This is a genomic window from Streptomyces sp. NPDC017095 (assembly GCF_044332325.1).
Lineage (GTDB): Bacteria > Actinomycetota > Actinomycetes > Streptomycetales > Streptomycetaceae > Streptomyces.
In genome coordinates, this window is the sequence record NZ_JBIROU010000001.1 from 18,570 (window position 1) to 34,752 (window position 16,183).

Below are 16,183 nucleotides of genomic sequence, written 5' to 3' on the forward strand. Positions count from 1 at the left end.
ACGGTCTGCGGTGGAGGCCGGAAAGGGCGGCAGCGGGACGCGGGCGCCACGGCTCAGGTCCGTACCTCGAAGCCGCCGCGCCCGTCGAAGAGCACCTCGCACACCGCGTCGAACCCGTCCGCCGTCGACGGTCTGCGCAGCCGTCCCAGCGTGGCCAGGACACCGACGTCGGGCACCCGCTCGCGGCCCTCGCGCGCGGCGTTGCGCCGGAGGGAGCCCGCCACGTCCGGCGGGAACCAGTACGCCGTCACGGTCGCCCCGTACGCCCGCGCCGCCGCCACCAGCGGGGCCCACTCCTGCGGTGACGGGTTCGTGTTGTCCACGGCCACCGCACGCCCCGCCGCCAGGTGCTCCGTCACCAGCCGCATCTGCCGGGCCTGCTTGTTCCTGGCACCGCGCGGGAACAGGTCCTTGCCGACCAGCTCGTACCGGTCGGCGAGGCACCGGGCGTAGAAGGCGGACTTGCCGGACGCCTGCAGCCCGACCAGCACCGCCAGATCCGCGTGCGTCGCCATACCCGCCACGATGGCACGCCGTCCCGGACCCGGGCGAGAACACCGGCGACGGCACGCCCGGCGGATGCCGTCAGCCCCGGCCGTGGCCTTCCAGAAGGCCGGTGACCTGCGGGCCGATGCCGTCAGCCCCACCCCTGGCCCGCCAAGAGGCCGGTGACCTGCGGGCGGATGCCGTCAGCCCCGGTCCTGGCCCTCCAGGAGGCCGGTGACCTGCGGGCCGATGACGTCCCAGGCGGGGCCCGGCAGGTGGCCAAGGTCCGTGGCGCGCAGGGCGTCGAGGGCCTCCTCGGCGCCGGGACCGGGGCCGGGCCCGGCGAGGGCGTCGGCGTCGTAGCGGGTGGTGCCGGTCAGTACGTCGTAGCCGTCCCGTACGGCCACGCGCAGGCGGCGCCCCGTCCCGTCCTCGGTGTGCAGGGCGGAGGCCACGACCAGGGGCGGTGCCCCGCCGGGCGGGGCGGGCAGCTTGCGGTAGGCCGAGGCGAGCGGGGCGGGCCAGCGCAGGCCGAGCAGCACGGGACGCTTGGCGACCACCTCGGCCAGGTCCGTCTCGCGGACGGCGTCGGACTCCAGGACCGTCGCCCGGGCGTCCAGGACCAGGGCGGCGGGCAGCAGACAGCGCAGCGTACTGCCGGCGAGGTTGCCGCCGACCGTGGCCGTCCGCCGTACGGCGCCGGTGCCGACCGTGGCGGCGGCCAGCCGCATGACGTCCGGCACCCGGGTGTCGATCCGGTGCAGCACCACGGCGCCGCCCAGCGCCTGCGGCCCGATGACGTTCGCCTCCGGCACCCCGCGGAGCGACATCGCCAGCTCCGGGAACCCGTCCCGCTGCCAGGTCGCCCAGACGAGGGTCGCCCCGCCTATCGGCACGGCCCTCTCGGCCAGGCACTCCCGGGCTTCCGGCACGGAGGTGGGCAGACGCAACAGCACAGCGGCCGACCTGCCTTTCTGGGACTCGGGACGAGGGGCGGACGGCCGCCCCGCCGACAGCGCAGTCTTCTCGGCGGGCAGGGGGCGCGTACAGGGCTCACACGGGCATGCGGGGACGGCGTACGCGACACGGCGCGACCCGATCGGCTCCTCGCGTGAGCAGCCATGAGCAGCCATGAGCAGGCGTAAACGAGATGGCGAGACGGACCTGGACGGTGTGACGGGCACGAAAAAGTCCTGCCGGGCCCGGGGGCCCGGCAGGACTCGTCGGTCGGAGCGGGCGTGGCTAGCCGCGGCGTCCGGCCGGATCCTGCGCGGAGGTGTCGTCGCGCTCGGCGTCATCCCGGAGCGGTCCGGAACCCGCGGCTCCGGTGGCCGACGGCTCCGCCCGGTCGCCGTGGCCCGGCCACCAGGCGGCGTGGCCGATCAGGGCCGTGAGGCTCGGGGTGAAGAACATCGCCATGACGAACGCCGCCACCGCGATGCCGAAGGAGACCGCGAAACCCATCTCCGACAGCAGCGCGTTGCCCGCGAGCATCATGGTGGCGAAGGTCGCCGCCAGGATGAAGCCGGCCGCGGCCACGGTCGGCCCGGCATGCCGCAGCGCCATGCCGGCCGCCTCGCGCGGCTCCCGGCCCTCGCGGGCCTCCTCACGCAGCCGGGCGATCATGAGGATGTTGTAGTCGGTGCCGATCGCGACCACGAAGAGGTACATGATCACCGGCAGCATGAACATCAGGCCGGAGTGCCCCTGCGCGCCCTGGAAGATCCACACGGTGGCCCCCAGGGTGGCACCGAAGCCCAGGCCCACGGAGGCCATCAGGTACCAGGGAGCCACCACACTGCGCAGCAGCAGCCCCAGAATGATCATGATGAGGAGCGCGGCGACGGGGAAGACCGTCTTGTAGTCGTGGTTGACCGCCGCGTTGATGTCCTTGAAGATCGACGACATACCGCCGACCACCGCCTCGCTGCCGCCCGGCGCCGCCGAGTGCGCGACCTCGCGGACCCGGCCCACGGCGTCGATCGCCTTGTCCGTCGACGCCTCGTACTTGAGCGTGACGGTGAAGTCCGCGGTGGTGCCCGCCTTGTTGAGCTGGGTCATACGGGCGGCGGCGACCCCGTCCACCGCGGCCAGCTTCCGCGCGTACGCGTCGAAGCCGGACTTGTCGAGCGGCTTGCCGTCAACGCTGGAGAGGTAGACGTCGGTGGGTGCGGCCGCGCCCGCCGAGTACGCCTTCTGCATCTCGTCCTGGACGACCATCGACTCCTTGGTCTTGGGCATGGAGCCCGAGGCCAGGTCGAAGGTGGCCTTGTAGCCGAAGGTGCCGGCCGACAGGACCAGCAGGATCAGACCCGAGGCGATGGCGGCCAGCGCCGGGCGGCGCTGGATGCCCCGGCCGAGCGCGGCGAAGCGGGCGTTCTGCGGTTCCTTCTGCCAGGACTTCGAGGGCCAGAAGACCTTCGGTCCGATGAGCGAGACCACGGCGGGGATCAGGGTCAGGCCCGCGACCAGGGTGGCGGCGACCGCGATGGCGAGCGCCGGGCCCATCTGCTTCAGGAAGCCCAGCGTGGACAGCACCAGGGCGAGGAAGGCGATGATGACCGCCCCCGCCGCCGAGGCGATGGCCTCGCCGACCCGGCCGACCGCGTTGACCATGGCCTCCTTCGGTTCGTCCCCGGCACGCAGGCTTTCGCGGTAACGGAAGATCAGGAACAGGAAGTAGTCGGTGCCGACGCCGAAGAGGACGACGATGAGGATCGACGAGATCGAGCTGTTGGCCTGGAGGTCGAACAGCTTGGTGGCGTAGGCGATCAGTCCGTTGGCGATGGCGGAGACCAGGCCGATCAGCACCAGGGGCAGTACGGCGAGGATCGGCGCCCGGAAGATGATCAGCAGGGTCACCAGGATGATGACGAAGGTGCCGATGCCGATCAGCGCCTGACCGCGCTTGGACGAGTCCTGCTGGTCGAGGGCCTGGGCCGCGGAGCCGCCCAGTCTGACGTCGAGATGCGTGCCCTTGGCCAGTTTCCCGGCCTCTTCACGCAAGACCTTCGCCGCGTCGGCCTGTTCGGGCTGACCGGCCTTCTTGCTGTCCATCTGCACCAGGGTCATGGTGTACTTGCCGTCCTTCGACGGCTGGCCGGGGACGACCTTCTGCACCTGGTCGATGTGCTTCTTGCCCAGTTCTTCGGTGATGCGGGCGACATCGCGCTGGTCGTCGGCGGTCAGCTTGCCGCCGTCGGTGCGCTGGTAGAGCGCGATCGCGGACGGGGTGAAGGCGCTGGGGAACGCCCTCTGCTGAAGGTCCGCCGCTTGGATGGACTCGTAACTCTTGGGTAGAAAGCTGCTCTCGTCACTGTTCGAGGGCAGGCTCGGGGCGGTGGCGACGATGGCCACCGCGGCGATCAGCCACGCCACGATCGTCCACACGGGATGACGGACGACGGCGCTGCCTATTCGTCGGAACATGCGGAGGGTCCTCCTGGGAAGGAAGATCACCGCAGCCCGGGGAGCGGTCCCTGGCATCGGCGACCCCGACCGGCACACGTGGAACGGGCCGGTCGCATGGTTGTCTTGGTGTCTCATCCTAGTGACCGCGCGCCCGCATCCCCTCATCGGACGCGCACGGCCCCTCCCCCACGGCCGGGGACGGCGGCGGCGGGTGAAGGACCACGGGCGAGCGGTCGCGGGGAGACGGCCAAGGGCGCGCGGGCGCGGGGAGACGGCCGCGGGGAGACGGCCGCGGGTGAGCGGTCGTCAGGTGCCGGGCCCGCGTGCCGCGTGGCCGTCGCGTCGCGCGTACCGGGCCCGGTACGGCATGCTCGGATGGCCGGCGGCGGTGCGGAGGTGGCGCGTGGAGTGGTCGGAGCGGGTGGTCGTCCGGGACGGCGTCCGGCTGGTGTGCCGTGACCGGGGCGGCTCGGGACCCGCCGTGGTGCTGTTGCACGGGCCGGCCGGCCACGTCGGCGAATGGGACGCGGTGGCCCGGCGGCCGGCGGGACGGTTCCGGCCGGCCGCGGTCGACCAGCGCGGGCACGGCGCCGCCGAGCGGCATCCGTCCGACGTCTCGCGCGCGGCCCTGGTGGCGGACGTGGTCGCGGTCGCCGGGCAACTGGGGCTGGACCGGCCGGTCCTGGCCGGGCAGTCGCTCGGCGGGCACACGGCGCTGCTAACCGCCGCCGCGCATCCGGGACTCGCCCGCGCGCTCGTCCTCGTCGAGGCCGCGCCCCGCGATCCCGATCCCGGGGCTCCGCAGGCCATCGCCGCCTGGCTCGACTCGTGGCCGGTGCCGTTCCCCTCCCGGGAGGCGGCGGTCTCCTTCTTCGGCGGCGGCCCGGTGGGCGAGGGCTGGGCGGCCGGGCTGGAGTACCGCGAGGGCGGCTGGCATCCGCGCTTCGACCGTGCGGTGATGGTGGCCTCGGTCGCGGAGAACGCGCGGTGTTCCTCCCGGCCCGCCTGGCAGCGGGTCGGCTGCCCCACGCCGGCCGTGTTCGCGCAGTCGAGTCTGCTGACGGGGCGGACAGACGCGATGCTCGCCCAGCGGCCGGACACCCGGGCGGTGAGCGTTCCCGGCACCGGGCACGACCTGCATCTCGAACGGCCGGAGGTGCTGCACGGCCTGCTGGAGGACTTCCTGGCCGGCCTCACCTGACGTCCGGGGCCGCGTCCATGGCCCGGGTGCCTCGGCCATGGAGGGTGCCCGCGTGGTGGCGGGGTCAGCCCGCGGCGCCGACCAGGGCGGCCGGCCGCTGCCGGGCCTCCGCGATCACGCGGGCGCCGCGGTCCGGCGCGGTGTCCAGCCGCGGCAGGACGTCCGGGACGGCGATCGCGGGCAGGAGATGGCCGTAGAGCGCCGACGTGCGGTCGGTCAGGTCGGTCCAGCCGGCCGCGGTCTGCGAGACGAACTGCACGCCGATCCAGGCGCCGAGGAAGACCTGGGCGGTCTCCTCGGGCACCACGTGCGGCAGCACCTCGCCGCGTTCCTTGGCGTCCGTGAGCACGCCCGAGGTCAGGCGGGCCCAGGCCGGCCAGGCGCTGCCGAGCACCTCGTTGCCGGGCAGGTCGGCGGAGATCCGGACCCCGGCGAGCAGGAGGGGCTCCCTGGGCAGGCGCCTGGCGAGGACCATGCCCGCGTCCACCCACTCCTGGAGCTTCAGCTCCCGGGGCAGGAGGTACTCGGGGCTCAGCTGTTCCTCCAGCACGCCCCGGGCGAGGTCCGCCTTGGAGTCGAAGTGGAAGTACAGGGCGCCCTTGGTCACGCGGGCCCGCTTGAGGATCTCGGCGATGGTGGCGGCGGCGTACCCGCGCTCCGCGAAGACGGCCGCGGCGGCTGCCAGAACGGCGCGTCGGGTCCGGACACCTCGCTCCTGCCGTGCCACGGACCCTCCCTCAGGCCGGAAACCAGACCGAACAGCACGCACCATACCGCACGTCCGGTCAACACCGCGGTGGGCAAAGGTTGTTGAAAGGAACGGTCCCCCGGTGCCGGGAGACGGCCCGGCGGCGGCCGAATTCGGTTGCGGCGGGGCCGGTGAGCCGGGTGTGCTGGTCCCATGGGCGGTGCCACGGAACAGGCGGGACGGGCCGGGGCGGCGGGCGCGGCCGTGACGCGGCCGGCTCCCTGGCGCGGGCGGGCCGTCCTCGCGGCGCTGATGCTGTCCGCGTTCACGCTCAACACCGTGGAGAGCCTGCCGGTCGGTCTGCTCGAACCCGTCGCCCACGGCCTGCGCGTGTCGCTGTCGGCGGCCGGATTACTGGTCACCGGGTACGGCCTGACGGTGGCCGTGGCCTCCGTGCCGCTGGCCCGGCTCGTGCGGGCGGTGCCCAGGCGCCATGTGTGCACCGGACTGCTGGCCGCGCTGACCGTGTCCGGCCTGATCGCCGCGACGGCCGCCTCCTACGGGCAGCTCCTCCTGGCGCGGCTGCTGTCCGCTCTCGCCCAGGCGCTGTTCTGGGCGGTGGCGGGACCGGTGGCGGTGGGCCTGTTCGCGCCCGAGGTGCGCGGACGGGTCGCCGGGGCGCTGTCCGTCGCCGGCTCGCTGGCGCTGGTGGCCGGGGTGCCGGCCGCGACCTGGCTGGGCCGGCACAGCGGCTGGCGGCTGCCGTTCGTCCTGCCGGCCGTGCCGGGACTGCTCTGCCTGGTGACGATCGCCGCCCTGCTGCCGGCCTCGCCCCCGGAGGAGGAGCCCGCCGCGTACGCCGAGCGGCCCGATGTCCGCCGGTTCGCCCTCGTGCTGACGGCGGGGTTCCTCTCCGCCACCGGGGCGTTCGCCGGCTACACCTACATCGCGGTGTTCCTGGAAGGCGTGAGCGGGTTCGCCCCGGGCACGGCCGGCGTCCTGCTCTCGGTCTTCGGTGCCGCGTGCCTGGCCGGGGTGAGCGTCACCGCCGTACTCCTGGACCGTTTCCCGGGCCCGGCGCTGACCGCCGCCGTGTGCGTACAGGCCGTGGGCATGCTCGGCCTGTCCGCGGCCGGCGCCCGGCCGGTGGCCGCCGTGGTGTTCCTGGTGCTGACGGGCGGTGCGCTGGGGCCGGTGTTCATGGCCGCGCAGCACGCGATGCTGCACTGCGCTCCGGGCCGTACGGACCTCGCGCTCGCGGCGAACTCCGGCTGCTACAACGCCGGGATCGCGGCGGGCGCCGCGTTCGGCGCGCTGCTCCTGCCGCACACCGGCGCGCGGGGCGTCTTCCTCGCGGGCGGAGTGCTGACCGCGGGGGCCTGCGCGGTGCTGCTCGGCGAACGCCTGTCGCCGCTGTCACGCCGGCCACGCCTGTCCTGTCCGCCGGGGCCGGACTGATCTTCCCCCGTGCCGCGCCGCGGGCCCCGGCCCGCGGCGCGCAGGTGTCGGACCGGGACGCGGGGGCATCGGCGGTGTATGGATGCACGGACTTGGACACTGCGGGGCCGGTCCCAGGCGCGGCAGGCGGCGGACAGTACGGCGATGACCGTGGCGGCGCGGGCCGGTTTCGCCGCGCGCGGGCTGATCTACGTGCTCGTGGCGGTCATCGCGCTGCAGATCGCCTTCGGCGGCGCCGGCCACGGGCGCCAGGCCGACCGGGGCGGTGCCCTGGGCGAGCTGGCCGAGCGGCCGTTCGGGTCGGTGCTGCTGTGGGCCGTGGGCGTGGCGCTGGCCGGAATGGCGTTGTGGCGGCTGTCGGAGGCGGTGTTCGGCGGCTCGGGCACCGACGGCTCGAAGCTCTCGAAGCGGGTGACGGCCCTGTTCCGTGCCGTGTTCTACGGCTTCGTGTCGTACTCGGTGCTCGCCTACGCGGCCGGGGACCGGGGCAGCGGCAGCGGGTCCTCCGACCGGCACACCGACGATGTCACCGCCCGGGTGCTGGAGTGGCCCGGCGGCCAGTGGCTCCTGGGCCTCGCGGGCGCCGGTGTGGTGATCGCCGGGCTGTGGATCGCGGGGCGGGCCGTGCTGCGGAAGTTCCGCAAGCACCTGCGGACCGGGGCCATGTCCCCCCGGGTCCGTCCGGTGGTCGAGTTCCTCGGCGTGACCGGTGGCGCGACCCGTGGCATCGTCTTCGCCGCGGCCGGTGTGTTCGCCGTCGTCGCGGCCGTCCGGCACCAGCCGGGGCAGGCCAGGGGCATGGACGACACGCTGCGCGGGTTCCGGGACCTGCCGGCCGGGCCGTGGCTGCTCACGCTGGTCGCCCTCGGTCTGGCCGCGTTCGGGCTCTTCTCCTGGTGCTCCGCCCGCTGGCGCGACCTCTGAGCCGACGGCCGGCGGCCCCCGGGTCCCGGGACGCGGTCAGTCGGCGGAGTCGGGTTTGCCGCGCGCCGCGGCGTACGCCTGGGCCGGTGTCATGGTGACGCCGTCCAGCTTGACCGTCTTGTAGGGGCTCACCTGGGCGCAGGTCTTGGCCTGGTCGGCGGTGGAGGCGTGGGCGCCGCCGACGGCGGTCTTGGCGTCGGACGTCTTCGGCGCCGGGCCGGCGGCGGATACGGAACTCCCGCCCGGGTAGCCGGCTCCGCTCGGCCAGTCGCCGCCGATCACGAGGGTGAGGCCCGTGCCGGTGCCCTGCCTGAGGTGCGAGGCGGGCAGACCGAGTGCCTTGGCCACCGTCAGCGCCTCGGGCCGGTGGCCGGTGCCGTACGTGAGGGTGGTGGTGGCCGCGGGGCGGGGCGCGTTGCCCGTGCTGGTGGCGGAGCTGAAGCCCCGGCCGGTGAGGGCGCCGGCGACGGCGGAGGCGCGGCCGGTGATACCGGTGCCGTTCTCCACCGTCACCGCGATCCGGGACGCGGGCACGGCGGCGGCCGTGGCGGACGCGGACGCGGACGCCGTGGCGGGCTTCTTGCCGGAGCCCGCGGTCAGGGACCGGTCGTCCGCGATGGCGGCGAACAGGGACGCGGCCCCGGGTCCGGCCACCACGCGGTCGTGGTCGGCGGGGTCGGGTGCCGTCTGCATCGTCGCGAAGGTGATGCGCTGGGCGGGCACCTTGTTCACGTCGGTCGCGAGCCCGATCAGCTTCCGGACGGTGCCCAGGCCGTCGTCCACGGTCAGCGCCTTGGTGGCGGCGTCGGCCAGCTTGTAGACCGCGGAGGGGTCGGTGAGCGTGCCCGCGCTCTTGAACTTGCGGATCATCGCGCTGAGAAAGATGTGCTGCGAGACCGTACGGCCGAGGTCGCTGCCGTCGCCGAAGCCGTGCCGGGAGCGTACGAACTCCAGCGCCGCCTCGCCCTTGAGGGTGTGGGAGCCCTTCGACAGCTTCAGGTGGGAGTAGGTGTCGTAGACGTCGTCGCTGACGCACACCGAGACACCGCCGACCGCGTCGGACATCTTGACCACACCGGAGAAGTCCAGCTTGACGAAGTGGTCGATGGGGATGCCGGTGAGCCGGTGGACCGTGGCGACCTGGCAGGCGGGGCCGTACTGGAGGGCGCTGTTGATCTGGCCGTAGTAGCCGGGCGTGGACTTGCCCGACTCGGTGTCCGAACAGGCCGGGACCTTCGTCATGGTGTCGCGGGGGATGCTCAGCACGGTGGCGTCGGAGCGGTCGGCGGATATGTGCAGGACCATCTCCACGTCCGCGTTGCTGCCGGTCTGCACCCCGGTGTGCGCGCAGCCGCCGCCGAGCGCGCAGTCGGCGGCGCTGGTGCGGCCGTCCGAACCCATGACGAGGATGTTGATGGGGGTGCGGCCGAACGCGTCGGCCTTCTCCGCGCCGCCCTTGCCGTCCAGCGAGACGCTGTGGATGTTGCCGTCGAGATGCTGGTAGAACCACCAGCCCACGCCGGAGGTCAGCACGATGAGGGCGGACAGGGTGATGGCGGAGCCCCGCAGGATGCGCCTGCCGCGTCCCGGCGCGCGGGCCGGGCGGGGCGGCCTGCCGCCGCGTGCGCGCGAGGCGACGCGGGCCGCGGCCCGGCCGCCGGACGGACCCGCCGGTGCCGCACCGGCCGCCCGCTGACCCGCCGGTCCCGTGCCCGCCGCTCGCCCACCGGGTATCCGGGCGCCGGGGCCGTGTGTGGCCCGGCCGGCCTGCCCGTTCCACGGGTCGCTCATCTTCCACTCCCCCTGAACGGTCGGGCCTGTGCGTCGTCGGTCGTCTGATCGCGCCTGGTCGCGTCTGTTCGCGCCTGGTTGCGCAATCTAACAAACGTACGAACCGGACAGCACGGATCCTTACGGAATTCACAGGAGGCAGGGTGCCGGACGGCACGGCGGGAGGCTGGTCGGAGCTACACGGTCGGTGCCGTCGCGCCGGGCCGGTGCGGGCGCGTGTCGTCCGCCGCGGGGGCCGGGCCGGCCAACCGGGGGAAGGAGCGGGCGGCGGCCAGGAAGCCGAGCGTCGTCAGCACGAACGGCCAGGTGAACGCCTGCCCGCCGGCGGGTGCGAGCAGATGCGCGACGGCGGGTGTCACGGCGGTGGCCGTCGCGGCGCCGAGCAGCGCGTACGGCAGCGTGGCCGGGGCCGCCGCCAGGAAGACACCGCACAGCGCCACGGCGACGAGCACCGCGTTGCAGCCCATCGTGCCGTCGGCGATCCGGGCCGCCGGCACGCCGAGCGCCCAGGCGGTCAGCAGGCCCGTCGCGCTGCCGGCGCAGGCCGCCAGCGCCGCCACCCGGCTCGCCAGGAACAGGCCCGCGAGCAGCAGCGCACCCGCGTACCACTCGTCCAGGAAGAAGACCTGGGAGACGTTGCGGAAGAATGCCCGCCACAGCTCGTCCGGGCCCGGCGCGGTGGGGCCGGCGGCCGGGCGGGGCAGCGCGGCGAGGCCGCGGCCGGGCGGCCGGACCCGCCGGAAGGCGGGCGCGGCGATGGTGACGGCGCTCGCGAGCAGGCAGTACGGCAGGGTCAGCGACGGCAGCCGCCAGACCCGCAACAGCCGGACCACGGCGGCGGTGACGACCACGGTGACGACGCAGCCGGCGGCGGCCAGCAGCGCGGTGCCGGGCCGGCCCGGTCCCAGGAACACGGCGCACCACAGGGCGAGGAGGCAGGAGTTGAAGCCCTCCAGGCCCTGCTCCACCCGGTCGCGGGCCACGTGCAGCAGCCGTGCCGTGCCGGTGCCGAGGGCGGCGCCGGCCAGGGCGTAGCCGGCGTAGCGCCAGTCGGCCGTGGCCAGCGCGAGCAGGACGACGGCGCCGGTCCGCGCGTCGGCCAGGAACATCACCTGGGCCGGGCCGCGCAGCACGTGCCGTCCGGCACCCGCGCCGCGTTCCGTGCCGCGTCCCCGCCGCCGCCAGCGGACCCCGTACGACCGCCCCACGCCCCGCCCCTCCCCGAAGCTCATCGTGCACTATTCCGCGATACGGCATGCAACTTCCGCCATACGATACCGCTTGTCGAGGTCCGCCGGGCGGCCGGTCCCGTCGGCCGCCGTCGCGGCAGCGGGCGCTCGCCGCCGCACCGCCCGGTGCGTACGCCGGTGCACGCCCCCTTCGACGGAGGCGGACGGGAGTGTGGCGCGGAAGACCGGCATCGTCCGCGCGATCCCGGGCAGCCTCCTCGTGAGGAAAGCTCTGGGCAAGGATTGATGAGCGAGGAACGCGTGGCGGACACGGTCGAGACGAACGAAGAGGTGGGACCGGACCGGCTGTCGGTCACCCGGTCCACCGTGGACGGCGTCACCGTCGTCACGGTGACCGGCGAGATCGACCACCACACCTCGGGTGTGCTGCGGGCCGCCCTCGCCCCCGCGGACCCCGCCCCCGGGGCGCGCACCGTCGCGGACCTCAGCGGCGTGCCGTTCATGGACTCCAGCGGCATCAACGTCCTCATCGCCGGCCACCAGGCCCACGAGCCGGCGGGCTGGCTGCGGCTGGCGGGCGTCCGCAGGCCCGTCCTGCGCACCCTGGAGATCGTCGGCCTCACGCCGCTCATCGCCTGCTACCCCAGCGTCCGCGAGGCCCTGGAGGACTGACGGCGGACCGGCGCGCGGGGACGGGGGCGGGGCTTGCGCACGGGTCGCCCCATGGGGTCGGCGTACGCCGTGACAGCGCGCCCCACCGCACACTCCCGTAAGCGATCTATCCGCTTATGATGCGGAATGCCGGATTCTCTCTCCCGTCCGGCTGCCGTCCGCCGTCCGCCGCAGAGGAGCAGAGCCCATGACCGGTGATCCGGAGCCGATCGGCGCGCAGGCCCGCCGTGCGCTGGAACAGGAACTCGCCGACCTGCGGGACGAACGCCGGCTGGTCGCCGGGACCCTCCGGGACTCCGCCTCGGTCGGCGACCAGGCCGACCAGGCCGACGCGTTGCGGCGCGTCGACCAGCTGGCGCGGCTGGACCGCCGTATCGAGGAGATCACCGATCGGCTGCGCCAGGCGGAGGCGGCCGGTCCCGCGCCCACCGACGTGGCCGGCGTGGGCAGCACGGTCACCGTCCGGTTCCCGGACGGCACAACCGAGACCCTCGAGATCGCGGAGATGGCCGAGGCGCTGGACCAGAGGCTGGTCACCGCCGACAGCCCGCTCGGCCGCGCGCTGCTCGGCCGCCGGCCCGGGGACAGCGTGCGCTACGACACCCCGGACGGACCGGCGACGGCCGTCCTGGAGTCGATCGGCTCGTCTCCGTCCTCCTGACGACCGCCGGCCGTCACTCCACTGGAGCCGGTGCCGCGCCGGCCTCGCCCTTGCGCACCGTGCAGTGCAGGGTGTCGTTCCGCACGTCGGCCACGATGGTGTCGCCGGGCTCGGCCTCGCCGCCGAGCAGCAGGGTCGCGATGCGGTTGTCCAGTTCCGCCTGGATCGTGCGGCGCAGCGGGCGGGCGCCGAACTCGGGCTGGTGGCCGTGGGCGATGAGCAGCTTCTTGGCGGCTTCGGTCACCTCCAGGTCCAGGCCCTGGGCGCGCACCTTGTGCTTGCTGCGGTCCAGCAGGTGGTCCACGATCCGTCCCAGGTCGTCCTGGGTCAGACCGTGGAAGATGATGATGTCGTCGATCCGGTTGAGGAACTCGGGCAGGAACCGGGTGCGCAGGTCGTCCATCAACTCGTCCTTGAGCGCGGAGACATCGCCCTGGTGGTCCAGGATGCGGTGGGCGCCGATGTTGGACGTCATGATGACGACGCAGTGCCGGAAGTCGACGGTGCGGCCCTGGGCGTCGGTGAGCCGGCCGTCGTCCAGGATCTGGAGCAGGGTGTTGAAGACGTCGGGGTGGGCCTTCTCCACCTCGTCGAAGAGGACCACGCTGTAGGGGCGGCGGCGGACCTTCTCGGTGAGCTGGCCCGCCTCCTCGTAGCCGACGTATCCGGGAGGCGCGCCGACCAGCCGGGCGACGGTGTGCTTCTCCTGGAACTCGCTCATGTCGAAGCGGATCATGCGGTCCTCGCTGCCGAACAGGAGGGCGGCGAGGGTCTTGGCGAGTTCGGTCTTGCCGACTCCGGTCGGGCCGAGGAAGAGGAACGAGCCCACGGGACGGTTCGGGTCGCCCATGCCGGCGCGATTGCGGCGCACGGCCTGGGAGACGGCGGTGACCGCCTCGTCCTGGCCGACGATCCGCGCGTGCATCTCCTCTTCGAGCCGCAGGAGTTTCTCCTTCTCGTCGGCGGTGAGCTGGGAGACCGGGATGCCGGTGCGGCGGGCGACGACGTCGGCGATGTCGGAGGCCGTGACGGAGACGACGCCCTCGCGGCGCTCCTCGATGCCGGCCAGCTCGCCCTCCACCTCGGCGATCTGCCGCTTCAGCTCCGAGGCCTTCTCGAAGTCCTCGGCGGAGACGGCCTGTTCGAGTTCGCGGCGCAGCATGGCGATACGGTCCTCGCGACCGACGATCTCGGTGGAGCGGCCGGTGCCGCGCAACCGCACCCGGGCGCCGGCCTGGTCCATCACGTCGATCGCCTTGTCGGGCAGGAAACGGTCGCTGATGTAGCGGTCGGAGAGTTCGGCGGCGGCCACCAACGCCTCGTCGTCGAACCGGACCTGGTGGTGCGCCTCGTAGGTGTCGCGCAGCCCTTCGAGGATCTGCACGGTCTCCTCGACGCTGGGCTCGGGCACCAGCACCGGCTGGAAGCGGCGTTCCAGCGCGGCGTCCTTCTCGATGTACTTGCGGTACTCGTCGATGGTCGTGGCCCCCACGACGCGCAGTTCGCCGCGCGCGAGGGCGGGCTTGAGCATGTTGCCCGCGTCCATGGCGCCCTCACCGGTGGCGCCCGCGCCGACGACCGTGTGCAGTTCGTCGATGAAGAGGATGATCCCGCCGTCGGCCGCCTGGACGTCCTCGATGACCTTCTTCAGCCGCTCCTCGAACTGCCCGCGGTACTGGGCGCCCGCCACCATGCCCGACAGGTCCAGCACGACGACCCGCTTGTCCTTCAGGCTGTCGGGGACCTCGCCGGCGACGATGCGCTGGGCGAGTCCCTCCACGATCGCGGTCTTGCCGACCCCGGGTTCGCCGATCAGCACCGGGTTGTTCTTGGAGCGCCGCGAGAGGATCTCGACGGTCTGCTCGATCTCCTCGGCCCGCCCGACCACCGGGTCCAGCTTGCCGGCCTTCGCCTCCTCCGTCAAGTCGCGGCCGAACTCGTCCAGGGTGGTGGCCGGTTTCCCGCGCTCGGCGGGGGCCGCCTCGGTGCGCGCCGCCGGCTGTTCGGTCAGGCCCGCCAGGCGCTGGGTGTCCGCGCCCTCGGCCCGCAGCATCCGGGCGGCGCCCGTGTCGCTGTCGCCGATCAGGGCGCCGAGGATGTGCTCGGGACCGATGTAGGACGCACCGGCCGCCTGCGAGCGGGCGTAGGCCGCGCCGAGCGTGCGCTTGGCGGCCGGGGTGAGGCCCGGTCGCGCGGAGGGCTCACCGGACTCGCGGGGCAGCACCTTGGCCAGTCCGGCGGCGAGCGCCTCGGGGTCCAGACCGGCCTGGGAGAGCAGCCGGCGGGACGAGGGGACCTGGGTGGCCGCCCACAGCAGGTGCTCGGTGTCGAGGTCGGGGGTGCCGTCCTCGGCGGCCCGCCGCGCGGCCAGGTTGAGCAGTTCCTGCGCCGACTCGGTCAGCAGCCGTCCGATGGGCACGCGCTGCACGGCGGGGGGCGACGATGCCGGCGACATCCCGAAGAAACGATTCAGCAGCTCACTGAAGGGATCCGACGAACCGAACGGTGCACCGAACGACATCGACATGACAGCTCCTGGCGCGCGGGGAGGTCGGCGGTCCGCGGAAGGCGTCCGCGAGCGGCGCCCACGAAGGGGCCGTAATCACTGAAACCCTCGGTGGACGGCACCGCAAGCGGAGGACGGCGGGCGGGAGACCGCCGGGAAGGGGCACCCGCCGGTCCGGGAACCGGAACGGGGAAGCCCGCCGAAGCCCGCCGCGGCGCCTTCCGCGGGGACGGGGCGGGGCTCCCGCGCAACGGCTCACACGGGTGCGCGGTACTCCCCTGGAGCACGGGTCAGTAGAGCACCGGCAGGTCCCCGGGGCGGACCCGCAGGGTGACCGGCAAGGTGGCCTCCACCTCGCCGTCGGCGCCGTACGGCACGGGCCGGCCGGCCTCGACGCGCAGCTCCCGGCCGCGCAGGACGCGCACCTCGGGGCGGCGGACGTGGGCGCCGGTCCGCAGCTCGCGCATCAGCGTGAAGAACAGCCGGCGGGGGGCCTCGCGGATCAGCACGATGTCGAGGAGTCCGTCGTCGACCTTCGCGCCGGGGGCGATGAGCCGGCCGGAGCCGTAATAGGGCGAGTTGGCGGCTACGACGGTGTAGCCGCGGTGGGTGTGCTCCGTACCGTCGACGGTGACGCGGTAGTCGGCCGGCCGCCAGGCGGCGACCGCCCGCAGACCGCCCGCGTAGTAGGAGGCGGCACCGCGCAGCAGCCGGGCGTTGTTGGCGTGCCGGTTGGCCTCCGCGTCGACACCGGCGTACACGCTGCCCAGGACGACGGTGCGCGGATGGACGGCCGACTCGACCTCGATGGTGTCGACGGGCCGCGGCTCGGCGTGCAGCAGGAGGTCCGCCAGCGCCTCGGGTTCGGCGGGCAGGCGCAGGGCGCGGGCGAAGTCGTTGCCGCGGCCGGCCGGTACGAGGCCGAGCACGGTGCCGGTGCCGCTGAGCGCGCCGCCGATGCCGCCGGCGATGCCGTCCCCGCCCACGGCCAGGACGATCCGGCCGCGCCCGCCCGCCCTGCGGGCGATGTCCTGGGCGTGGGCGAGGCTGTGGCTGTACTCGGTCTCCAGTCCGGCGCCGGCCGCGCGCAGCAGCCGGGCCAGCCGGAGCAGGGTCGCCGCCCCGGTGGAGCCGCCCGCTGTGGGGTTGACGACGGCGGTGAACTGGCGCATCGGTGTGCCTTTCGCGGCAGGCG

13 protein-coding genes are annotated in these 16,183 nt (G+C 74.1%); 5 read left to right on the plus strand and 8 right to left on the minus strand.

The window, feature by feature from the left end; genetic code table 11:
* Nucleotides 1-53: 53 nt before the first annotated feature.
* From ACH4OA_RS00055 to ACH4OA_RS00065, 3 genes are all read right to left on the minus strand, one after another.
* Nucleotides 54-515 (minus strand): AAA family ATPase, encoded by a 462-nt coding sequence (locus ACH4OA_RS00055; protein WP_397934740.1) that lies wholly within the window; start codon nt 513-515, stop codon nt 54-56.
* A 174-nt stretch (nt 516-689) separates the two neighbouring features.
* On the minus strand, nt 690-1,442 hold the full coding sequence (locus ACH4OA_RS00060; RefSeq protein WP_397966794.1) for an FAD binding domain-containing protein: 753 nt from the start codon (nt 1,440-1,442) through the stop codon (nt 690-692).
* Between the two features lie 286 nt (nt 1,443-1,728).
* Nucleotides 1,729-3,915 (minus strand): MMPL family transporter, encoded by a 2,187-nt coding sequence (locus ACH4OA_RS00065; RefSeq protein WP_397966796.1) that lies wholly within the window; start codon nt 3,913-3,915, stop codon nt 1,729-1,731.
* A gap of 385 nt (nt 3,916-4,300) precedes the next feature.
* Here ACH4OA_RS00065 and ACH4OA_RS00070 point away from each other — a divergent pair, with 385 nt between their 5' ends.
* Nucleotides 4,301-5,098, plus strand: coding sequence for an alpha/beta fold hydrolase (locus ACH4OA_RS00070; protein ID WP_397966797.1), 798 nt, complete (start codon nt 4,301-4,303; stop codon nt 5,096-5,098).
* A gap of 64 nt (nt 5,099-5,162) precedes the next feature.
* Here the strand turns inward: ACH4OA_RS00070 and ACH4OA_RS00075 are convergent, their stop codons facing one another.
* Nucleotides 5,163-5,825, minus strand: coding sequence for a ScbR family autoregulator-binding transcription factor (locus tag ACH4OA_RS00075; protein WP_397966799.1), 663 nt, complete (start codon nt 5,823-5,825; stop codon nt 5,163-5,165).
* A gap of 273 nt (nt 5,826-6,098) precedes the next feature.
* On the opposite strand from ACH4OA_RS00075, the gene ACH4OA_RS00080 reads away from it, so the two are divergent.
* A complete protein-coding gene (locus ACH4OA_RS00080) occupies nt 6,099-7,244 on the plus strand; it encodes an MFS transporter (RefSeq protein ID WP_397967357.1) in 1,146 nt (381 codons plus the stop codon).
* Nucleotides 7,245-7,388: 144 nt separating this feature from the next.
* A complete protein-coding gene (locus ACH4OA_RS00085) occupies nt 7,389-8,168 on the plus strand; it encodes a DUF1206 domain-containing protein (RefSeq protein WP_397945385.1) in 780 nt (259 codons plus the stop codon).
* Between the two features lie 36 nt (nt 8,169-8,204).
* Here the strand turns inward: ACH4OA_RS00085 and ACH4OA_RS00090 are convergent, their stop codons facing one another.
* Together ACH4OA_RS00090 and ACH4OA_RS00095 are read right to left on the minus strand one after the other, a co-directional pair.
* Nucleotides 8,205-9,959, minus strand: a complete 1,755-nt coding sequence (locus ACH4OA_RS00090) for an LCP family protein (protein ID WP_397966801.1) — start codon at nt 9,957-9,959, stop codon at nt 8,205-8,207.
* Nucleotides 9,960-10,135: 176 nt separating this feature from the next.
* A complete protein-coding gene (locus tag ACH4OA_RS00095) occupies nt 10,136-11,191 on the minus strand; it encodes an urea transporter (RefSeq protein ID WP_397966802.1) in 1,056 nt (351 codons plus the stop codon).
* A 243-nt stretch (nt 11,192-11,434) separates the two neighbouring features.
* Here ACH4OA_RS00095 and ACH4OA_RS00100 point away from each other — a divergent pair, with 243 nt between their 5' ends.
* A complete protein-coding gene (locus tag ACH4OA_RS00100) occupies nt 11,435-11,821 on the plus strand; it encodes an STAS domain-containing protein (RefSeq protein ID WP_365882635.1) in 387 nt (128 codons plus the stop codon).
* Nucleotides 11,822-12,008: 187 nt separating this feature from the next.
* A complete protein-coding gene (locus tag ACH4OA_RS00105; RefSeq protein WP_397966805.1) occupies nt 12,009-12,482 on the plus strand; it encodes a GreA/GreB family elongation factor in 474 nt (157 codons plus the stop codon).
* 13 nt (nt 12,483-12,495) lie between these two features.
* On the opposite strand, the gene ACH4OA_RS00110 is transcribed toward ACH4OA_RS00105, so the two are convergent.
* Nucleotides 12,496-15,009 carry an ATP-dependent Clp protease ATP-binding subunit gene (locus ACH4OA_RS00110; protein ID WP_397966808.1) on the minus strand — a complete coding sequence of 838 codons (2,514 nt, stop codon included), beginning with the start codon at nt 15,007-15,009 and terminating at the stop codon, nt 12,496-12,498.
* 269 nt (nt 15,010-15,278) lie between these two features.
* Nucleotides 15,279-16,160: a diacylglycerol kinase family protein gene (locus tag ACH4OA_RS00115; RefSeq protein WP_365882641.1), complete on the minus strand. Its 882-nt coding sequence runs from the start codon at nt 16,158-16,160 to the stop codon at nt 15,279-15,281.
* Between the last annotated feature and the right edge of the window lie 23 nt (nt 16,161-16,183).